This window comes from Streptomyces sp. NPDC006208 (assembly GCF_040613775.1).
Classification (GTDB): domain Bacteria; phylum Actinomycetota; class Actinomycetes; order Streptomycetales; family Streptomycetaceae; genus Streptomyces.
Genome location: NZ_JBEXSW010000012.1, coordinates 132240 through 149492, shown reverse-complemented (window position 1 = coordinate 149492; position 17253 = coordinate 132240). Strand labels below are relative to the sequence as shown.

The 17253-nt window shown below is 69.8% G+C and carries 17 protein-coding genes; 3 read left to right on the top strand and 14 right to left on the bottom strand.

Annotated features, from left to right (window positions below):
* Window positions 1–117: 117 nt before the first annotated feature.
* Both ABZ208_RS12435 and ABZ208_RS12430 read right to left on the bottom strand, forming a co-directional pair.
* A complete protein-coding gene (locus ABZ208_RS12435) occupies window positions 118–1446 on the bottom strand; it encodes a class I SAM-dependent RNA methyltransferase (protein ID WP_356909426.1) in 1329 nt (442 codons plus the stop codon).
* Window positions 1447–1550: 104 nt separating this feature from the next.
* Entirely contained in the window at window positions 1551–3599 is a 2049-nt protein-coding gene (locus ABZ208_RS12430) for an APC family permease (RefSeq protein WP_356909425.1), read from the bottom strand.
* Window positions 3600–3839: 240 nt separating this feature from the next.
* Between ABZ208_RS12430 and ABZ208_RS12425 the strand changes: the two genes are divergently transcribed.
* Both ABZ208_RS12425 and ABZ208_RS12420 read left to right on the top strand, forming a co-directional pair.
* Complete coding sequence (locus tag ABZ208_RS12425) at window positions 3840–4508, top strand: TrkA family potassium uptake protein (RefSeq protein ID WP_328395523.1); 669 nt, start codon at window positions 3840–3842, stop codon at window positions 4506–4508.
* Complete coding sequence (locus tag ABZ208_RS12420) at window positions 4508–5188, top strand: TrkA family potassium uptake protein (RefSeq protein ID WP_328395525.1); 681 nt, start codon at window positions 4508–4510, stop codon at window positions 5186–5188. The genes ABZ208_RS12425 and ABZ208_RS12420 overlap by 1 nt, the downstream gene beginning before the upstream one ends.
* A gap of 98 nt (window positions 5189–5286) precedes the next feature.
* On the opposite strand, the gene ABZ208_RS12415 is transcribed toward ABZ208_RS12420, so the two are convergent.
* The 8 genes from ABZ208_RS12415 to ABZ208_RS12380 form a co-directional block, all read right to left on the bottom strand.
* Window positions 5287–6033 (bottom strand): DUF3159 domain-containing protein, encoded by a 747-nt coding sequence (locus ABZ208_RS12415; protein WP_356909424.1) that lies wholly within the window; start codon window positions 6031–6033, stop codon window positions 5287–5289.
* Window positions 6034–6036: 3 nt separating this feature from the next.
* Window positions 6037–6462, bottom strand: coding sequence for an OB-fold nucleic acid binding domain-containing protein (locus ABZ208_RS12410; protein ID WP_328395529.1), 426 nt, complete (start codon window positions 6460–6462; stop codon window positions 6037–6039).
* A 33-nt stretch (window positions 6463–6495) separates the two neighbouring features.
* On the bottom strand, window positions 6496–7179 hold the full coding sequence (locus tag ABZ208_RS12405; RefSeq protein WP_356909458.1) for a response regulator: 684 nt from the start codon (window positions 7177–7179) through the stop codon (window positions 6496–6498).
* 44 nt (window positions 7180–7223) lie between these two features.
* Complete coding sequence (locus tag ABZ208_RS12400) at window positions 7224–9767, bottom strand: ATP-binding protein (RefSeq protein WP_356909423.1); 2544 nt, start codon at window positions 9765–9767, stop codon at window positions 7224–7226.
* A gap of 341 nt (window positions 9768–10108) precedes the next feature.
* Window positions 10109–10855 (bottom strand): ABC transporter ATP-binding protein, encoded by a 747-nt coding sequence (locus tag ABZ208_RS12395; protein WP_356909422.1) that lies wholly within the window; start codon window positions 10853–10855, stop codon window positions 10109–10111.
* Between the two features lie 140 nt (window positions 10856–10995).
* The gene (locus ABZ208_RS12390) at window positions 10996–11766 is read right to left on the bottom strand and encodes a DUF3710 domain-containing protein (protein WP_328395535.1); all 771 of its coding nucleotides are present in this window, start codon (window positions 11764–11766) and stop codon (window positions 10996–10998) included.
* A gap of 1 nt (window position 11767) precedes the next feature.
* Window positions 11768–12280 (bottom strand): dUTP diphosphatase, encoded by a 513-nt coding sequence (dut, locus tag ABZ208_RS12385; RefSeq protein ID WP_356909421.1) that lies wholly within the window; start codon window positions 12278–12280, stop codon window positions 11768–11770.
* The gene (locus tag ABZ208_RS12380) at window positions 12280–12900 is read right to left on the bottom strand and encodes a PaaI family thioesterase (RefSeq protein WP_356909420.1); all 621 of its coding nucleotides are present in this window, start codon (window positions 12898–12900) and stop codon (window positions 12280–12282) included. The genes dut and ABZ208_RS12380 overlap by 1 nt, the downstream gene beginning before the upstream one ends.
* Window positions 12901–12958: 58 nt before the next feature.
* Between ABZ208_RS12380 and ABZ208_RS12375 the strand changes: the two genes are divergently transcribed.
* A complete protein-coding gene (locus ABZ208_RS12375) occupies window positions 12959–13417 on the top strand; it encodes a DUF3093 domain-containing protein (protein WP_356909419.1) in 459 nt (152 codons plus the stop codon).
* Between the two features lie 4 nt (window positions 13418–13421).
* On the opposite strand, the gene ABZ208_RS12370 is transcribed toward ABZ208_RS12375, so the two are convergent.
* The 4 genes from ABZ208_RS12370 to ABZ208_RS12355 form a co-directional block, all read right to left on the bottom strand.
* Window positions 13422–14408 carry a hypothetical protein gene (locus tag ABZ208_RS12370; RefSeq protein ID WP_356909418.1) on the bottom strand — a complete coding sequence of 329 codons (987 nt, stop codon included), beginning with the start codon at window positions 14406–14408 and terminating at the stop codon, window positions 13422–13424.
* Between the two features lie 14 nt (window positions 14409–14422).
* Complete coding sequence (locus ABZ208_RS12365) at window positions 14423–14719, bottom strand: DUF4193 domain-containing protein (protein ID WP_005310959.1); 297 nt, start codon at window positions 14717–14719, stop codon at window positions 14423–14425.
* A gap of 382 nt (window positions 14720–15101) precedes the next feature.
* Window positions 15102–16337, bottom strand: a complete 1236-nt coding sequence (locus tag ABZ208_RS12360; protein ID WP_356909417.1) for a HAMP domain-containing sensor histidine kinase — start codon at window positions 16335–16337, stop codon at window positions 15102–15104.
* 5 nt (window positions 16338–16342) lie between these two features.
* Complete coding sequence (locus ABZ208_RS12355) at window positions 16343–16996, bottom strand: response regulator transcription factor (RefSeq protein WP_356909416.1); 654 nt, start codon at window positions 16994–16996, stop codon at window positions 16343–16345.
* Window positions 16997–17253: the final 257 nt, after the last annotated feature.

The window sequence follows — 17253 nt, the reverse complement described above, 5'->3', positions numbered from 1 at the left end:
TCTCGCACCGGGCGTGGTGAGCGACTCTTCTCACAACAGCGACGATGCCGACGCACTCCACGTGACGTTTACCCGGAAACAGGTCAGACAGAGCGCGGAGAACCTGAAAATCGCAGGTCAGTGGCCCTTTTCCGCAGGCTCGAGGATCGCGACGCACTCCACGTGATGCGTCATCGGAAACAGGTCGAACGCCCGCAGCGTGCGCGGCTTGTAGCCGCCCTCGCGGAAGTACGCCAGGTCCCGGGCGAGCGCCGCGGGGTCGCAGGCCACGTAGGCGATACGGCGCGCGCCCAGGGCCGCGAGCTGCTTGACCGTCTGCTTGCCCGCGCCCGCGCGCGGCGGGTCGAGGACGATCAGGTCGACCTCGTTGATCCCCGTCCGGGGCAGGACCTGCTCCACCTTGCCCTGCTCGATACGGACGCGCTCGAAGTGCTGGAGGTTGTGGCGCGCGTCCTCGACCGACCGCTTGCCGGACTCGATGCCGAGCACCGCTCCCTGCTCGCCGACCCGGTCCGCGATCGCGCCGGCGAAGAGGCCGACGCCGCAGTACAGATCGAGCGCCATGTCGCCCTTGCGCGGCAGCAGACCCTGCATCACGGCGGTGACCAGGACGTCTGCGGCCTGCGGGTGCACCTGCCAGAAGCCGCCCATGCCCACGCGGTAGGTGCGCTCGTCGGCGCGCTCGCGGACGAAGGCGCGGCCGTGCACGCGGTGCACCGAACCGTCGCGCTCCTCGACCCGCAGGACCGAGACGGGCCGGTCCAGCTCGACCAGGGGCAGCCGACCGCCGGGCCGGGGGGTGAGAACGACCTGGCGGTCGCTGGAACCGATCGCGGCGATGGCCTCGACCGTCTCCATCTGCGGCCAGTCCTGCTTCTCGATGCCCAGCTCCGTGACACCCGGTGCGGCGATCATGCAGTGGTCGATCGGCTGTACGTCGTGCGAGCGGTGCTTGCGCAGACCGATACGGCCCTCCGCGTCGACCGCGTACTGGACCCGGGTACGCCACGCGGGCACCTCGCCCGCCGGGAGCTTGTCCCCGGGGGCGGGCATGACGGTGCCGTCCCAGCCGGCCTCCTCGGGGGTCAGACCTGCGAGCCGCTGGAGCTGCTCGGCGATCACCTCGCCCTTGAACCGCCGCTGCGCTCCGGGCTTCGCGTGCTGCCAGTCGCAGCCGCCGCACTTGCCGGGGCCGGAGTACGGGCAGGGCGCCTCGACCCGGTCCTTCGACGCCTCGATGATCCGTACGGCGTCGGCACGCAGGAAGCGCGAGTCCTCCGCACCCTCGGTGATGCGGGCGACGATCTTCTCGCCGGGCAGCGCGTGCCGTACGAACAGCACCTGGCCCTCGTCGGTGCGGGCGATGCAGTGGCCGCCGTGCGCGACGGGGCCCACCTCGACCTCGTATTCCTGCCCGACCAGCGAAGACTCGGGGGCGTTCTGCATGGCGGGGTGACTCCAGAGGGTCAAGGGGACAAACGCGGCTACGGCCGGAGGGCCAGCCCACCAGTCTACGTGGCTGTTCTCCGGCCGTTCGCCATGCGCGTGGCTCAGCTCTTGTTGCTGGGCTCCTTGGCCCGCCGGTCGACGGGACCGCGCCGCACCGAGCCCGGTGCGTTCCAGTCCTGGCGCTTCCTCGCCCGCTTCTTCGCGACCTCGGAGGACTCCAGCTGGTACGGCACCGAGGTCACCATGATGCCCGGGGTGAACAGCAGACGGCCCTTGAGGCGAAGGGCGCTCTGGTTGTGCAGCACATGCTCCCACCAGTGGCCGACCACGTACTCGGGGATGATCACGCTGACCGCGTCCCGCGGGCTCTCGCGCCGCAGCCCCTTCACGTACTCGATGATCGGCCGGGTGATCTCGCGGTAGGGCGAGTCGAGGATCTTGAGCGGCACATTGATGCCGCGTCGTTCCCACTCCGCCTTGAGTGCCTTGGTGTCGGCCGGGTCGACGTTGATGCTGAGGGCCTCGAGCTTGTCGGAGCGCATCAGCTGCGCGTAGGCGAGGGCGCGCAGGGTCGGCCGGTGGACCTTGGAGACCAGGACGATGGAGTGGACCCGGGAGGGGCGCACCGTGTCGTCGGTCGGCTGGTCGGGGGCGGCGATCTCCTCCGCGACGCGGTCGTAGTGCCTGCGGATGGCGGACATCGTCCCGTAGAAGATCACCATGCCGAGGAGGGCGACCCAGGCGCCGTGCGTGAACTTGGTGACCAGGACGACCACCAGCACCAGTCCGGTGAAGAAGGCGCCGAAGGTGTTGATCGCCCGGGAGCGGACCATGTGACGCCGTTTGGCCGGGTCACGCTCGGACCGCAGATGGCGGTTCCAGTGCCGGACCATGCCCGTCTGGCTGAGCGTGAAGGACACGAAGACGCCGACGATGTAGAGCTGGATCAGCTTGGTCGAGTCGGCGCCGTAGATCCAGACCAGCAGGATGGCCGCTCCGGCCAGCAGCACGATGCCGTTGGAGAACGCGAGCCGGTCACCGCGGGTGTGCAGCTGGCGCGGCAGGTAGCGGTCCTGGGCAAGGATCGAACCGAGCAGCGGGAAGCCGTTGTACGCGGTGTTGGCGGCGAGGAACAGGACGAGCGCGGTGGCCGCGGCGAGCACGACGAAGAAGAAGGTGCCGTCACCGAAGACCGCGGCCGCGACCTGGGAGATCACCGGGTCCTGGACATAGCTCGAGCCGACCGGTTCGCCGTTGCTCAGCAGATCGTGCGCGGGGTTCTCGGCCATCTTCACGTCGGTGGCCATGGCCAGGCCGATGATGCCGCAGAACATGGTGACCGCCAACGCGCCCATGAGCAGCAGCGTCGTCGCCGCGTTCTTGCTCTTGGGCTTGCGGAAGGCGGGGACGCCGTTGCTGATCGCCTCGACTCCGGTCAGCGCCGCACAGCCGGAGGAGAAGGCGCGCAGCAGCAGGAAGACCAGCGCGAAACCGGCGAGGCCCTGGTGCTCGGGCTTGATCTCGAAGTCGGCGGTCGGGGCCTGCATGGTGTCGTCGAGGACGAGTCCCTTGAACGCGCCCCACGCGATCATCGTGAAGACGCCGAAGACGAAGACGTAGGTCGGGATGGCGAAGAGCTTGCCCGACTCCTTCACGCCGCGCAGGTTCATCAGCGTCAACAGCACGATGATGACGATGGCGCTGAGCACCTTGTGCTCGACGACGAAGGGGACGGCCGAGCCCAGGTTCTCCACGCCGGAGGAGATCGACACGGCGACGGTGAGGACGTAGTCGACGAGGAGTGCGCTGGCGACGGTGAGGCCCGCCCTCGGCCCGAGGTTGGTGTTCGCGACCTCGTAGTCGCCGCCGCCGCTCGGGTAGGCATGCACGTTCTGCCGGTAGGAGGCGACCACGGTGAACATCAGGACCACGACCGCGACGGCGATCCAGGGGCTGAAGTGGTAGGCCGACACGCCCGCGATGGACAGGACCAGGAGCACTTCGCCCGGCGCGTAGGCCACTGAGGAGAGCGGGTCGGAGGCGAAGACGGGGAGTGCGATGCGCTTCGGGAGGAGCGTTTCCCCCAGCTTGTCGCTCCGCAGGGCCCGGCCGATCAGGATCCGTTTGGGCAGGTCGGTCAGTTTGGACACGGAGAGGATCGTAAGCGTTCGATATGAGCGGCGCCCATCCACCACCCGCTCCTGCACCAAATCTCCGGCGACGTCCGGTCCCGTCCGCTGCTGAATCGCCCTTTCATGGAACCGGGACCGCCCGGCAGGAGGTCCATGAGGTGACCGCGCGTGTGTAGCCTCAGCGGTGGTCTGAGACCCTGTAATGCCTTGACACCGAGCCGCAGGGCACTGTGAACACCGACAGCCGGAAGGACGGTCGTGCACATCGTCATCATGGGATGCGGGCGAGTGGGATCCGCTCTCGCGCAGACCCTGGAGCAGCAGGGGCACACGGTCGCCGTCGTCGACCAGGACCCCACGGCCTTCCGTCGCTTGGGGTCCGGATTCGGCGGCCGCCGGGTCACCGGAGTCGGCTTCGACCAGGACACCCTGCGTGAGGCGGGGATCGAGGACGCGGGCGCGTTCGCCGCGGTCAGCAGCGGCGACAACTCGAACATCATCGCCGCCCGGGTGGCGCGCGAGATGTTCGGCATCGAGAACGTCGCGGCCCGTATCTACGACCCCCGGCGCGCCGAGGTGTACCAGCGTCTGGGGATCCCGACGGTCGCCACGGTCCGCTGGACCGCCGACCAGATGCTGCGCCGGCTGCTGCCGTCCGGCGCGGAGCCGCTGTGGCGCGATCCGAGCGGTGCGGTGCAGCTGGCCGAGGTGCACACCTCCACGGCCTGGATCGGTCACAAGGTGAGCAGGCTGCAGGACGAGACGGGTGTGCGCGTCGCGTTTCTCACCCGGCTGGGCGAAGCCGTACTGCCGTCGTCGCAGACCGTGCTGCAGGAGGGTGATCTCGTCCACGTGATGATGCGTACCGACGAGATCGCGAAGGTCGAGGAGGCCTTCGCCGAGGGTCCTGAGGAGGGCGGTCACTGATGCGGGTCGCTATTGCGGGCGCCGGCGCGGTGGGCCGTTCCATCGCGGGTGAGCTGCTGGAGAACGGGCACGAGGTGCTCCTGATCGACAAGGCTCCGACCGCCATCTCGGTGGAGCGGGTGCCGCAGGCCGAGTGGCTGCTGGCCGACGCCTGCGAGATCACGTCGCTGGACGAGGCGGCGCTGCAGCGCTGCAACGTGGTGATCGCGGCGACCGGCGACGACAAGGTCAACCTGGTCGTCTCGCTGCTCGCGAAGACCGAGTACGGGGTGCCGCGTGTGGTCGCGCGCGTCAACAACCCGAAGAACGAGTGGCTGTTCAACGAGTCGTGGGGCGTCGACGTGGCGGTGTCCACGCCACGCCTGATGTCGGCCCTGGTCGAGGAGGCGGTGAGCGTCGGCGACCTGGTCCGGCTGCTGCGCTTCAGCCACGGTGACGCGAACCTCGTCGAGCTGACGCTGCCTCCGGAGTCGGCGCTGGCGGGGACGCGGGTCGGCGATGTGGCCTGGCCCGAGGACACCTCTCTGGTGACGATCATCCGTGGCTCGCGGGTCCTGACACCGGGCCCCGAGGAGTCGCTGGAGGCGGGTGACGAGCTGCTGTTCGTGGCCGCGCAGGCGCGCGAGGAGCAGCTGGAGGATCTGCTCTCGGTCCGCCGCGAGGACTCGGCGACGAGCTGACGCCCGCATCCCGCTGCGCAACAGCGGGATGCGGGACACGGAAGGGCCCGGAACCGTACCGGTTCCGGGCCCTTCCGTGTGTCTGTCCGGCCGGCGAACTACGCCTCGTGCCGCTGCGCCGCGGCCTCGTTCCGGGCCGCCTCTTCCGCGCGTTCCTTCGCCTCCATCTCGGCGAAGACATCGATCGGCGGCGGGGCCTTCGCGAGGAACACCCACGTCAGATACACCGCGAGCAGGAACGGCGGGATCTTCAGCGTCACCAGCACCCAGCCCAGCTGGGCCGTGTCGGCCCACCAGTAGAGCGGGAAGAGGATCGCGCACTTGGCCAGCAGGATCAGGCCCCAGGCCCAGCTCGCCTTGGCGTACGCCTTCTTGCGGCCCGGGTTGCGGGTCCGCCAGGAGAGGTTCTCCTTGAAGACCGGGCCGAGCATCAGGCCGATCAGCGGTACGCCCGCGAGCGTCGTGATGATGTACGCCAGCGCCAGGCCGAGCGTGTACAGCATGCCCGGCAGATAGAAGTCCTTGGCGTTGCCGGTCATCATCGCGAACACGACACCGAAGGCCACCCCGAAGACGCCGCTGAAGGCGTGCTTGACGGTGTCCTTGCGGATCAGCCGGACGGCGACGAGCAACAGGGCCAGCACCAGGGCGGAGATCGCCGAGAGGTGCAGGTCCTTGTTGATCGTGAAGATCGTGACGAAGAGCAGTCCCGGCAGGACCGTCTCCACCATGCCGCGCACGCCGCCGAACGCCTCGAACAGCGCGGCCTCCGTGACGGCTTTGGCGTCGGCGTCGTGCTGCTGCTGGTCGGTCGTCGTGGGGGTCGGCTTGTCGACTGACGTCACCGGCTACTCCTGTCCGAGTGGTCGGAGTTCGTATTTGGGATTGAACAGCACCCGGCGACCGTGGCTCATGGATATCCGGCCGGAAGCGATCATTCTGCGGCCCGGCTCGATGCCCACGATGGAGCGGCGCCCCAGCCAGACGACATCCAGCGGGGCCGAGCCGTCGAAGAGCTCCGCCTCCAGTGCGGGCACGCCGGCCCGCGGACGCAGGGTGACCGTGCGCAAGGTACCAGTGACCCTGACGATCTGGCGGTCACCGCATTCGGAGATGCGGGTGCACCCCGATGCCTGTGCGTCCTCCTGCAGCTCCTCGGACTCGAGGTCCTGCTGGGAGCTGGAGAGCCGGTCGAGCATGCGGCGGAAACGGCCGGCCGGCTTCGCCGCCTTGGTTTCCTTCGACGCCTTCTCGGAAGGGGGTACAGCGCTCATACAGAAAGCGTACCGGCCTCCACCAGGGCCGTATCAACGTTCGAAGCGGTATCCCATGCCGGGCTCGGTGACGAAGTGCCGCGGGTGCGACGGGTCGGCCTCGAGCTTGCGGCGCAGCTGGGCCATGTAGACCCTCAGATAGTTGGTCTCGGTGCCGTACGAGGGACCCCACACCTCCTGGAGCAGCTGCTTCTGGCTGACCAGCCGCCCGGTGTTGCGCACCAGGACCTCGAGCAGATGCCATTCCGTCGGGGTGAGGCGGACATCACGCCCGTCCCGTTGCACCTTCTTCGCGGCGAGGTCGACGGTGAAGTCGTCCGTCTCGACCATGACGACGTCCTCCTCGCCGCCTGCCGGCTCCGCCCTGCGTACGGCGGCCCGCAGCCGCGCCAGCAGCTCGTCCATGCCGAAGGGCTTGGTGACGTAGTCGTCGGCTCCGGCGTCCAGCGCCTCGACCTTCTCGTCGGAGGAGTGGCGTGCGGAGAGCACCAGGATCGGCACCCGGGTCCAGCCGCGCAGCCCCTTGATCACCTCGATGCCGTCCATGTCCGGGAGACCGAGGTCGAGGACGACGACGTCGGGGTGACGGGCCGCGGCGAGCTCCAGCGCGCCGGCACCGTCGGACGCCGCATCCACCTCGTACTTGCGCGCCTTCAGATTGATCACGAGGGCACGTACGATCTGCGGCTCGTCGTCGACCACGAGCACCCGGGTCATGACCGGCCTGCCTTTCTGCCGTGTGGGCTCTTCTGTAGCTGTGGTCATGAGGTGACCTGGGTGGGAAGGCCGGGCTCGGGGACCGTGTGGCCCTGTGCCGCTCTGAGCGTAAGAACCATGGTCATCCCACCGCCGGGGGTGTCCTCGGCAGTGAGCGTGCCGCCCATGGCTTCCACGAAGCCACGCGCGACCGCGAGGCCGAGGCCGACCCCGGCTCCGCGCGGGGCGTCACCGTAGCGCTGGAAAGGCTCGAAGATCCGTTCCTTGGCGTCGTCCGGCACACCGGTGCCCCGGTCGGCGACCCGCAGTTCGACGCGCTCACCGAGCGCGCTGGCGGCAACGGTGACGGGGGTGCCGTCAGGGCTGTACTTGACGGCGTTCTCGACGATGTTCGCGACGGCGCGTTCGAGCAGTCCGCGGTCGACCGCCACCATGGGCAGCGTCTCGGGGATGTCCAGTTCGACGCTGTCGGGCGGGACGGAGACGAGCGCCATGGGCACCACCTCGTCGACGTCGGTCTCGCGGATCAGCGGGGTGACGGTGCCGGTCTGCAGCCGGGACATGTCGAGGAGGTTGCCGACCAGATGGTCGAGCCGGTCGGCGCCTTCCTCGATCCCTTCGAGGAGCTCGGCCTGGTCCTCGTCGGACCATTCGATGTCTTCGGAGCGCAGGGAGGTGACGGCGGCCTTGATCGCGGCGAGCGGGGTGCGCAGATCGTGGCTGACCGCGGCCAGCAGGGCGGTACGTATGCGGTTGCCCTCGGCGAGCCGCCGGGCCCGCTCCGCCTCACCGACCAGCCGCTGCCGGTCGAGTACGACGGCGGCCTGGGCGGCGAAGGCAGCCAGCACCCGGCGGTCCTCGGCGGGCAGGACGCGGCCGGACAGGGCCAGCGCCATCCGGTCGCCGACCGGCATGTCCACATCCGCGTCGTCGGGACGAAGCACCGGGGCGGGACCGACGCTCGCGGTGCGTGTCCACGGTTCGACGTCGCTGGTGCGCTCGAGCAGCGCCACGGACTCCATCGCGAAGGTCTCGCGGACCCGTTCCAGAAGCGCGTCGAGTGCCGTCTCCCCGCGCAGCACGCTGCCGGCGAGGAAGGAAAGGATCTCCGACTCGGCACGCAGCCGGGCCGCCTGATGGGTCCGGCGCGCGGCGAGGTCGACGACGGAGGCCACGGCGACCGCCACCGCGAAGAAGATCACGATGGCCACGAGGTTCCGTGGCTCGGCGACGTCCAGGGTGTGGACGGGCGGCGTGAAGTAGTAGTTCAGCAGCAGCGAGCCTGCGGCGGCGGAGGCGAGGGCGGGCAGCAGTCCGCCGATCAGGGCGGAGATCACCGTGAGGAAGAGGAAGAGCAGGACGTCGTTGGCGAGCCCGGGGCTGTTCTCCATGCCGGTGAGCAGCAAGGTCAGCAGTACGGGGCCTGCGACGCCGACGAGCCAGCCGGCGATGATGCGGGAGCGCCCGAGGCGGGCACCGCGGGCGACGGGCAGTCCGCGCCCCTTGCCCGCGTGGGCGTGGGTGACGATGTGGACGTCGAGATCCGGACCGGACCGGGCGGCGACCGTGGCGCTGACGCCGGGGCCGAGGATGTACTGCCACGTCTTGCGGCGGCTGGCGCCGAGGAGGATCTGGGTCGCGTTGACACCGCGCGCGAACTCCATCAGTGCGGAGGGCACGTCGTCGCCTATGACGTGGTGGAAGGTGCCGCCGAGGTCCTCGACGAGGGTGCGCTGGACCGCGAGTTCCTTGGGCGACGCCGAGGTCAGTCCGTCGCTGCGGGCGATGTAGACGGCGAGGATCTCGCTGCCGGAGCCCTTGGCGGCGACGCGGGCTGCGCGCCGGATGAGCGTGCGGCCCTCGGGGCCACCGGTGAGGCCGACAACTATGCGTTCGCGGGCCTGCCAGGTGGAGTCGATGTTGTGCTCGCCGCGGTACTGCTGGAGGTACTCGTCGACCCGGTCGGCGAGCCAGAGCAGGGCCAGCTCCCGGAGCGCGGTGAGGTTCCCCGGCCGGAAGTAGTTCGACAGGGCCGCGTCGACCTTCTCGGTCGTGTAGATGTTGCCGTGGGCCATACGCCGGCGCAGCGCCTGAGGCGACATGTCGACGAGTTCCAGCTGCTCGGCCCGGCGGACCACCTCGTCGCGGACCGTCTCCCGCTGCCGTACACCGGTGATCGACTCGACGACGTCGCCGAGTGACTCCAGATGCTGGATGTTGACGGTGGATACGACGTCGATACCGGCCGCGAGCAGTTCCTCGACGTCCTGCCACCGCTTGGCGTTGCGGGATCCGGGGACATTCGTGTGGGCCAGTTCGTCGACCAGGGCGACGGCGGGCGCCCGTTCGAGGACGGCGTCCACGTCCATCTCGGTGAAGATGCCTCCGCGGTAGCTGAGCTCCCGCCTCGGGACATGCTCCAGGCCGTGCAGCAGCACCTCGGTGCGGGGCCTGCCGTGATGCTCCACGAAGGCCACGACGCAGTCCGTTCCGCGCTCCACGCGCCGGTGCGCCTCGGAGAGCATGGCGTACGTCTTGCCGACGCCCGGGGCTGCACCGAGGTAGATCCGAAGCTTGCCGCGTCCCATGTCCTCATTGTCTTTCGACCGCTGCACCGCGCCTGTCGTGCGCCTGCTGTGCGCGTCCCCTCCGCGCAGCGTCGACCATACGTCCGAGCGACGGGGCAAATCGGACGGTGCAGCCCTCCAGGGTGCGTATTGACGCGATTCTGATGGCATCGCGGCGGCGCGGCGGCGGCGCGAGGAGGAACGGGCCCGCCCGGCTCGCCGCGATCCTGCATGTGCTGTACCTGATCTCCGACGAGGGGTATGCAAGCAGCGCGCGGCCCGCCCGTCCGCGGCCCGAGAAGCGTGAGCAGTGGCCGCCGGGCGCCACTCGATGCGCAGGGACCCGGTCCGCCCGGGGACCGTCAGTGCTCGGTGATCTCGCCGTCGTTCACTTCTAGCACCCGGTCCGCCAGGTCCAGGAGCTGGGCGTCGTGGGTGGCGACCAGGGCGGTGACGCCCTCGCTGCGGACGACCGCGCGCAGCAGTTCCATCACCGCAAGGCCTGTCTGGGCGTCCAGCTGGCCGGTCGGCTCGTCCGCGATCAGCAGGGCCGGCCGGTTGGCGAGCGCCCGCGCGATCGCGACGCGCTGCTGCTGACCGCCGGAGAGCTCGCCCGGGCGCTGTGCGGCGTGGTCGGCGAGGCCGACCAGGGCGAGCAGCAGCTCGACGCGCTCCTCGCGCTCGCGGGGGTCGGTCTTGCGCAGCCGCATCGGAACGCCCACGTTCTCGGCTGCCGTGAGGATGGGGATCAGCCCGAAGGACTGGAAGATGAAGCCGATCCGGTCCCGGCGCAGCTCCAGGAGTCCGTTCTCGCCGAGGCCGGACAGCTCGGTGCCGTCGATGGTGATGCGGCCCCGGTCCGGGGAGTCCAGCCCGCCGACCAGGTTGAGCAGCGTGGTCTTGCCGGAGCCCGACCGGCCCTTGAGGGCGACCAGCTCACCGCGCGGGATGTCGAACGAGACCCCGCGCAGGGCGTGTACGGCCGCTCCCCCGGTGCCGTACGAACGGTGCACGTTCTCGACCCGGACCATCGGCGCACCGGCCGGGTCGTCGGCGACGGCGGTGCCGGTGCGTGTGCTGCCCCTGGTGTGCGTGCTTTCCTCGGTCATCAGTAGGTCCCCCCGTACCCAGGTGATCGGTCCGGCCACAGTATGTGCAGAGGCCACGCGGCCGGGCAACGGCCGTGCCTGCACAGACGGGTGGGCCGTACTCCTCGCGAGGAGTACGGCCCACATGCCTTGAGGACCGGTCAGCGCACCTCGGTGATCTCCGGTCCGCGCTGGAGCTGGCCCATGCCTCCGGAGAAGCGGGATCCTTCCTGCTCCTCCTGCTGGACGCCCTCGGGCACCATCTGCGCGTCGTCCGGCAGCTTGAGGACGATCGGGTCGCGCGGCGCCATCGGTCCTTCGCCGCGCACGACGACGGTGTCCTGGAAGATCTGCTCAAGCAGCCCGGCGGCCTGCGGCTGCACCGCGCCCTGCCCGGAGATCACTCCGCGCAGGAACCAGCGCGGTCCGTCGACGCCGACGAAGCGCACCAGCTGCACACCGCCGGTGCCGTCGGGCAGCTGTACCGGTACCTGGGCCCGGAGCTCCCAGCCGAGCGGGCCCTCGACCTCGTCGATGATGCCGCCCTGCTGGGTGATGCCGGAGGCGATCTCCTCGCGGACCTCGCCCCAGATGCCTTCCTTCTTGGGCGCTGCGAAGGCCTGCAGCTGGATGGCGCTGTCGCGCAGCACCACGGTGGCCGCGACGATCGCGTCGCCCGCGACCTCGACGCGCAGTTCCATGCCCTCGATTCCGGGCACGAACAGACCGCCGAGATCCACCCGGCCGTCACCGGGCCTGGAAACCTCGGAGACGTCCCACGGGCCGTCGGGCCGCGGCGCCGGCGGCAGGTTCACCCGGCGGGGCTCACCCTCCTCGGCGTCCGTGTCGAGCTCGTCGACGACCTGCTCGGCCTCGCCCGCTGCGTCCGCCATGTCGCTGGCGGAACCACTCTTCTTGCGACGTCCGAACACGTCACTGTCCTTCCCGGTCGGATACGACCGAAGCGTATCGATTCCCACCCGAAGAGCCGTCCACGGCAGCATGACCGCCGGTGGACCCGAAGCCCCCCTCGGCCCGCGCCGAGCCGGGAAGCTCCGCCACCTCGTGGAAGCGCACCTTCTCGACCTGCTGGACAACCAGTTGGGCAATCCGGTCGAACCGTTCGAACCGCACGCTCTCACGCGGGTCGAGATTGACCACGATCACCTTGATCTCCCCACGGTACCCGGCATCCACCGTCCCCGGGGCATTCACCAGCGCCACTCCGCACCGTGCTGCCAGACCGGAGCGCGGGTGCACGAAGGCCGCGTACCCGTCCGGGAGCGCGATGGACACTCCGGTGGGCAGTACGGCCCGCTCCCCCGGGGCCAGCTCGGCGGCCTCGCAGGTCACCAGGTCGGCACCGGCGTCTCCGGGGTGCCCGTACGCAGGGAGCGGCACCTCCGGGTCCACGCGGCGGATCAGTACGTCGACGGGCTCGCGCATCAGGGGTTCACCTCGAAGGCGCGGGCGCGCCGGACCTGGTCCGGGTCGGCCATGGCCGCCCGGATCTCCTCGGGGCGGCCGTTGTCGATGAAGTGATCGACCTTGACCTCGATGAACAGCGCGTTCGCGCGCACCGCGACGGGACCGTCGGGGCTGCCGATCCGGCCGACGGCGGTGCAGTAGATCTTGCGGCCGGCCACCGCGACGACCTCGGCATCGAGGTGCAGCACGGTGTCCACCGGCACGGGCCGTACGAAGTCGGTCTCGAGCTTGCCGGTCACCGCGATCACGCGCAGCAGCCAGTTCAGCGAGCCGAGCGTCTCGTCCATGGCGGTGGCGAGCACACCGCCGTGCGCCAGTCCGGGCGCGCCCTGGTGGGCGGGCCTGACGGTGAACTCGGCGGTGACGCGTACGCCCTCCTCGGCCCGGGCCGCCAGGTGCAGGCCGTGGGGCTGGGCCTCGCCGCAGCCGAAGCAGTGCTCGTAGTGCGCGCCGAGGAGCTCACCAGGAGCAGGGGCGTCGGGATGCCGTACGGGAGCCGTGGCATCGGCCGGCGGGGTCAGCGCGGCCGCGGCGGCGGGGGTTCCGGGGGCCGCCCCCCGGGAGTTCGCAGTACTCACATGCGCAGACCTTACCCGCGGCGCCACCTGCGGGTCGCCCCGTGCCAAGCTTGGCTTCATGCAGCCTTCCGCCCCGCAGTACGCAGAACGTCTGACCGCGCCCCGCTCGTGGTGGGCCATCACCGCTCTGGTGGGTGTCTCGGGCGCTCTGGTGCTGCTGCCGCTGGGGACCCTGGCGAGTCTGGGCGGTCTGATCGCCGCGAGCGCGCTGGCGGGGGCGCTGGTCAGCTCCTACGGATCGGCGCGTATCCGGGTGGTGTCCGGCTCCCTGGTCGCCGGCGAGGCCCGGATCCCGGTGTCGGCGCTCGGCGACGCACAGGTGCTGGACGCGCAGGAAGCGCGGGCCTGGCGGTCGTACAAGGCCGATCCGCGCGCGTTCATGCTGCTGCGCAGTTACATTCCGACGGCGGTACGGATCGAGGTCACCGACCCGGCGGACCCCACGCCGTACGTGTACCTCTCGACCCGGGACCCGAAGGCGCTGGCGGCCGCGCTGGAGGACGTGCGCACCGCCTGAGACGTCAGTCGTGGTCGGGCGCCGGGGGAAGACCGCGCGTCTGGAGCGGCTCCTTGGGCTGCTCCAGCGGCGGGAGTGGGGGCAGCGCCTCCCAGGGAACCTGCCGCGCACGCAGGTCCTTGCGGATCCGTTCCGCGAGTTTTCGGGTGTCACGGCGGTTCATCATCGCGCCGACGGTCGCGCCGACCATGAACGGGATCAGGTTCGGCAGATTGCGGACCATGCGTTTCGTGACCTGTTGCCGCAGCTGGCGCCTGAGCTGCCCGCCCATCGCGGCATTGACCGTCGCCGGCTTGGCGACCTCGATCCCGCGCTCCTGCGACCAGGAGGAGAGGTAGGCGGTGCTGCGGTCGACGAGCGAGCCGGGCGGGCGCACTCCGTAGACCTCATGAAGTTCGGCGATGAGCTTCAGCTCGATCACCCCGACGCCGACGACCTCCGTGGTGAGCTCCGCCAGCATCGCCGGAGGCACGGGCAGCATCGCCGCGGCGCCGATCCCGGCACCGACGGTGGAGGTGGCCAGGGCCGCGCCCGCGACCAGCTTGTCGGCAAGCTGCTCGGGGCCGAGGCCGGGGAACTGGCGGCGCAGTGTCGCCAGGTCACGCACCGGGATACGCGGTGCGTTCTCGATCAGACGGTCCGCGAGGAAGGCGATGGCGCTCTGTGCGCTCACGCCGGTCCTCGCCAGCCGTGACCTGGCTCCCTGACCGGTCCTGGCGAGACCTGCCAGGGCGCTCTCGCCGCCCTTGCGGACGCCCTTCGTGACTGCGGCCAGGCGTGAGGCCCTGGTCGGGGGCCCTGCCTGGCCCGCTGCTTCGAGCGAGGCCGGCCGGCCTCGCTCCGTCTCCCCCGCGCCGTCGTGAGGCGTCAGGGCGGCCGAGTGCTCGGCGGACGGCGTGCCGTCCGGTGCCGGGCCTGTGCCGCTCTGGTTGGCCTGCGACGGTTTGTGACGCCGAAAACGCCGCTTCCTGGACGGTGTCTCGCCTGCCACGGGGCGACCAGCTCTCAGTCGCAGTCGCGGCAGATCGGCTGGCCGTTCTTCTCGCGCGCCAGCTGGCTGCGGTGGTGCACGAGGAAGCAGCTCATGCAGGTGAACTCGTCGGCCTGCTTCGGCAGGACCCGGACCGCCAGCTCCTCGTTGGAGAGGTCGGCGCCCGGCAGTTCCATGCCTTCGGCGGCCTCGAACTCGTCGACATCGACGGTCGAGGTGGACTTGTCGTTCCGCCGGGCCTTCAGTTCTTCCAGGCTGTCCGAATCGACGTCGTCATCGGTCTTGCGTGGGGTGTCGTAGTCCGTTGCCATGTCGCTCTCCCCCTCTGGGTGGTTGCGGTGTCTCCAGCGCACGTAACGCGTGAGAGGCCGGACTTGTGCCCGACCCGAGGCGGAGATTTTGCCTCACATCAAGGTCTGTTACTCAATCGACACCCAACCGGACCCCTCAAGAGTGATCTGGTTGGACGGCGATGGGGACCGTACACGGTCCCGATCGTGCAGTTCACGGGCGCCACCCCGTGTACTTCCCGTGATCTCGACCCTTGGAAACCCGGACTTTTCCCGGCGTTCCGGTCGGTGCCTTGATCACGGAGAGTAGATGGCCTGAAATTCGCTTCTGTGATCGATCGCACACGGACCCGTCGGGCACAAGTCCCGAAAATTCCGCGTAAAGCGAACGTCGTTCACTCTCTCAGACCGGGAGGGTGACACGCATCACGAGGCCGCCGCCGTCGCGAGGCTCCGCGATGATACGGCCTCCATGGGCCCGCGCCACGGAGCGGGCGATCGACAGACCCAGTCCCACGCCCTTGTCGCTGCCCGTACGCTCCTGCCGCAGCCTTCTGAACGGCTCGAAGAGGTTGTCGATCTCGTAAGCAGGAACCACTGGTCCTGTGTTCGAGACCTCGAGGACCGCCTGTCCCTGCTGCACCTCCGTGGACACCTGCACCCATCCGTCCTCCGGGACGTTGTAGCGCACGGCGTTCTGGACGAGGTTCAGCGCGATCCGCTCCAGCAGGACGCCATTGCCCTGTACGACGGCGGGCTTGCACTCACCGACGATTTCCACGCCCTTGGCGTCGGCCTCGGACCGTACCTGATCGAGGGCGCGCGAGGCGACTTCCGCCAGATCCACCGGCTTGCGCTCGACGATCTGGTTGTCGCTGCGGGCCAGCAGCAGCAGGCCCTCGACGAGCTGCTCGCTGCGCTCGTTGGTGGCCAGCAGCGTCTTGCCGAGCTGCTGCAGCTCGGCAGGCGCCCCGGGGTCGGAGAGATGGACCTCCAGCAGCGTGCGGTTGATCGCAAGGGGCGTACGCAGCTCGTGCGAGGCGTTCGCGACGAACCGCTGCTGTGCGGAGAACGCCCGCTCCAGACGGTCCAGCATCTCGTCGAAGGTGTCGGCGAGCTCCTTGAGCTCGTCGTCGGGGCCGTCCAGCTCGATCCGGCGCGAGAGGTCGGAGCCGGCCACCTTCCGGGCGGTGCGGGTGATCCGGCCCAGCGGCGACAGGACCCGGCCGGCCATCGCGTAGCCGAAGGCGAAGGCGATGATGCTCAGGCCGAGCAGTGCGAACAGCGAGCGGCGCAGCAGGTCGTCCAGGGCGTCATCGCGCTGGTGCTGGAGGCAGGCGGAGACGGCCTGGTTGAACTGGTCGCCGGTGACGGACCGGGGCAGCCGGCACCACTCGGTCGTGGGCAGCACCTCACCCTTCACGATCTCGAAGGGCAGATCCGCGACGCTGACGTTCAGCGCCTGGGCGGTGAGCAGATAGATGATCGACAGCAGCAGGATGCCGGCGATCAGGAACATCCCGCCGTACAGCAGCGTGAGCCGTATCCGGATGGTCGGACGCAGCAACGGGCGTACCGGGTCCCTGGGATCCCAGGTCGGTTTCGGAGGCGCCGAGGGCGGCGCCGGTGCAGCGGCCACCGGGGTCAGATCCGGTAGCCGGAGCCGGGCACGGTGACGATCACAGGCGGCTCGCCGAGCTTGCGCCGCAGGGTCATCACGGTCACGCGCACGACGTTGGTGAACGGGTCGGTGTTCTCGTCCCAGGCCTTCTCCAGCAGCTGCTCGGCCGAGACGACCGCGCCCTCGCTGCGCATCAGTACCTCCAGCACGGCGAACTCCTTCGGGGCGAGCTGGATCTCCTTGCCGTCCCGGAACACCTCGCGGCGGTTGGGGTCCAGCTTGATCCCGGCACGCTCCAGGACCGGCGGCAGGGGCACGGTCGTGCGCCGGCCCAGGGCGCGGACCCGGGCGGTGAGCTCGGTGAACGCGAACGGCTTGGGCAGATAGTCGTCGGCGCCCAGCTCGAGGCCCTCGACCCGGTCGCTGACGTCGCCGGCCGCGGTCAGCATCAGCACGCGGGTGGCCATACCCAGCTCGACGATCTTGCGGCACACATCGTCGCCGTGGACCAGCGGGAGGTCGCGGTCGAGCACCACCACGTCGTAGTCGTTGACCCCGATGCGCTCAAGGGCAGCGGCGCCGTCGTACACGACGTCGACCGCCATGGCCTCCCGGCGCAGTCCGGTGGCCACCGCATCGGCGAGCAGCTGCTCGTCCTCGACGACGAGTACACGCACGTCGCTGTTTCCTTCCTCGAAGCCCGTCACCGTGACAGGGCACGTCTGAGCACTGGCTGTGCGCATCCATCCTGCCCTTTACGCGCGTAAACCGGAGGTAAGGCGGATCGCGGGCGACCGGGCACTCGATCGGTGACGGGGAATACAACCGATTCCCGGGCCAGTTGAGGTTTCTCACCAGGGACCCCTGGGGAAGACGACTGCACACCCGCGATCACGCCCTGCATGCGGCGCACCACGGCCTGTTCCAGGGTTGA

What these genes read in the sequence shown, in the direction of transcription:
- ABZ208_RS12435 (WP_356909426.1), bottom strand. Translation starts at nt 1,446, where the DNA reads ATGCAGAACGCCCCCGAGTCTTCGCTGGTCGGGCAGGAATACGAGGTC.
- ABZ208_RS12420 (WP_328395525.1), top strand. Translation starts at nt 4,508, where the DNA reads ATGCGGGTCGCTATTGCGGGCGCCGGCGCGGTGGGCCGTTCCATCGCG.
- ABZ208_RS12410 (WP_328395529.1), bottom strand. Translation starts at nt 6,462, where the DNA reads ATGAGCGCTGTACCCCCTTCCGAGAAGGCGTCGAAGGAAACCAAGGCG.
- ABZ208_RS12405 (WP_356909458.1), bottom strand. Translation starts at nt 7,179, where the DNA reads ATGACCCGGGTGCTCGTGGTCGACGACGAGCCGCAGATCGTACGTGCC.
- ABZ208_RS12400 (WP_356909423.1), bottom strand. Translation starts at nt 9,767, where the DNA reads ATGGGACGCGGCAAGCTTCGGATCTACCTCGGTGCAGCCCCGGGCGTC.
- ABZ208_RS12395 (WP_356909422.1), bottom strand. Translation starts at nt 10,855, where the DNA reads ATGACCGAGGAAAGCACGCACACCAGGGGCAGCACACGCACCGGCACC.
- dut (WP_356909421.1), bottom strand. Translation starts at nt 12,280, where the DNA reads ATGCGCGAGCCCGTCGACGTACTGATCCGCCGCGTGGACCCGGAGGTG.
- ABZ208_RS12375 (WP_356909419.1), top strand. Translation starts at nt 12,959, where the DNA reads ATGCAGCCTTCCGCCCCGCAGTACGCAGAACGTCTGACCGCGCCCCGC.
- ABZ208_RS12365 (WP_005310959.1), bottom strand. Translation starts at nt 14,719, where the DNA reads ATGGCAACGGACTACGACACCCCACGCAAGACCGATGACGACGTCGAT.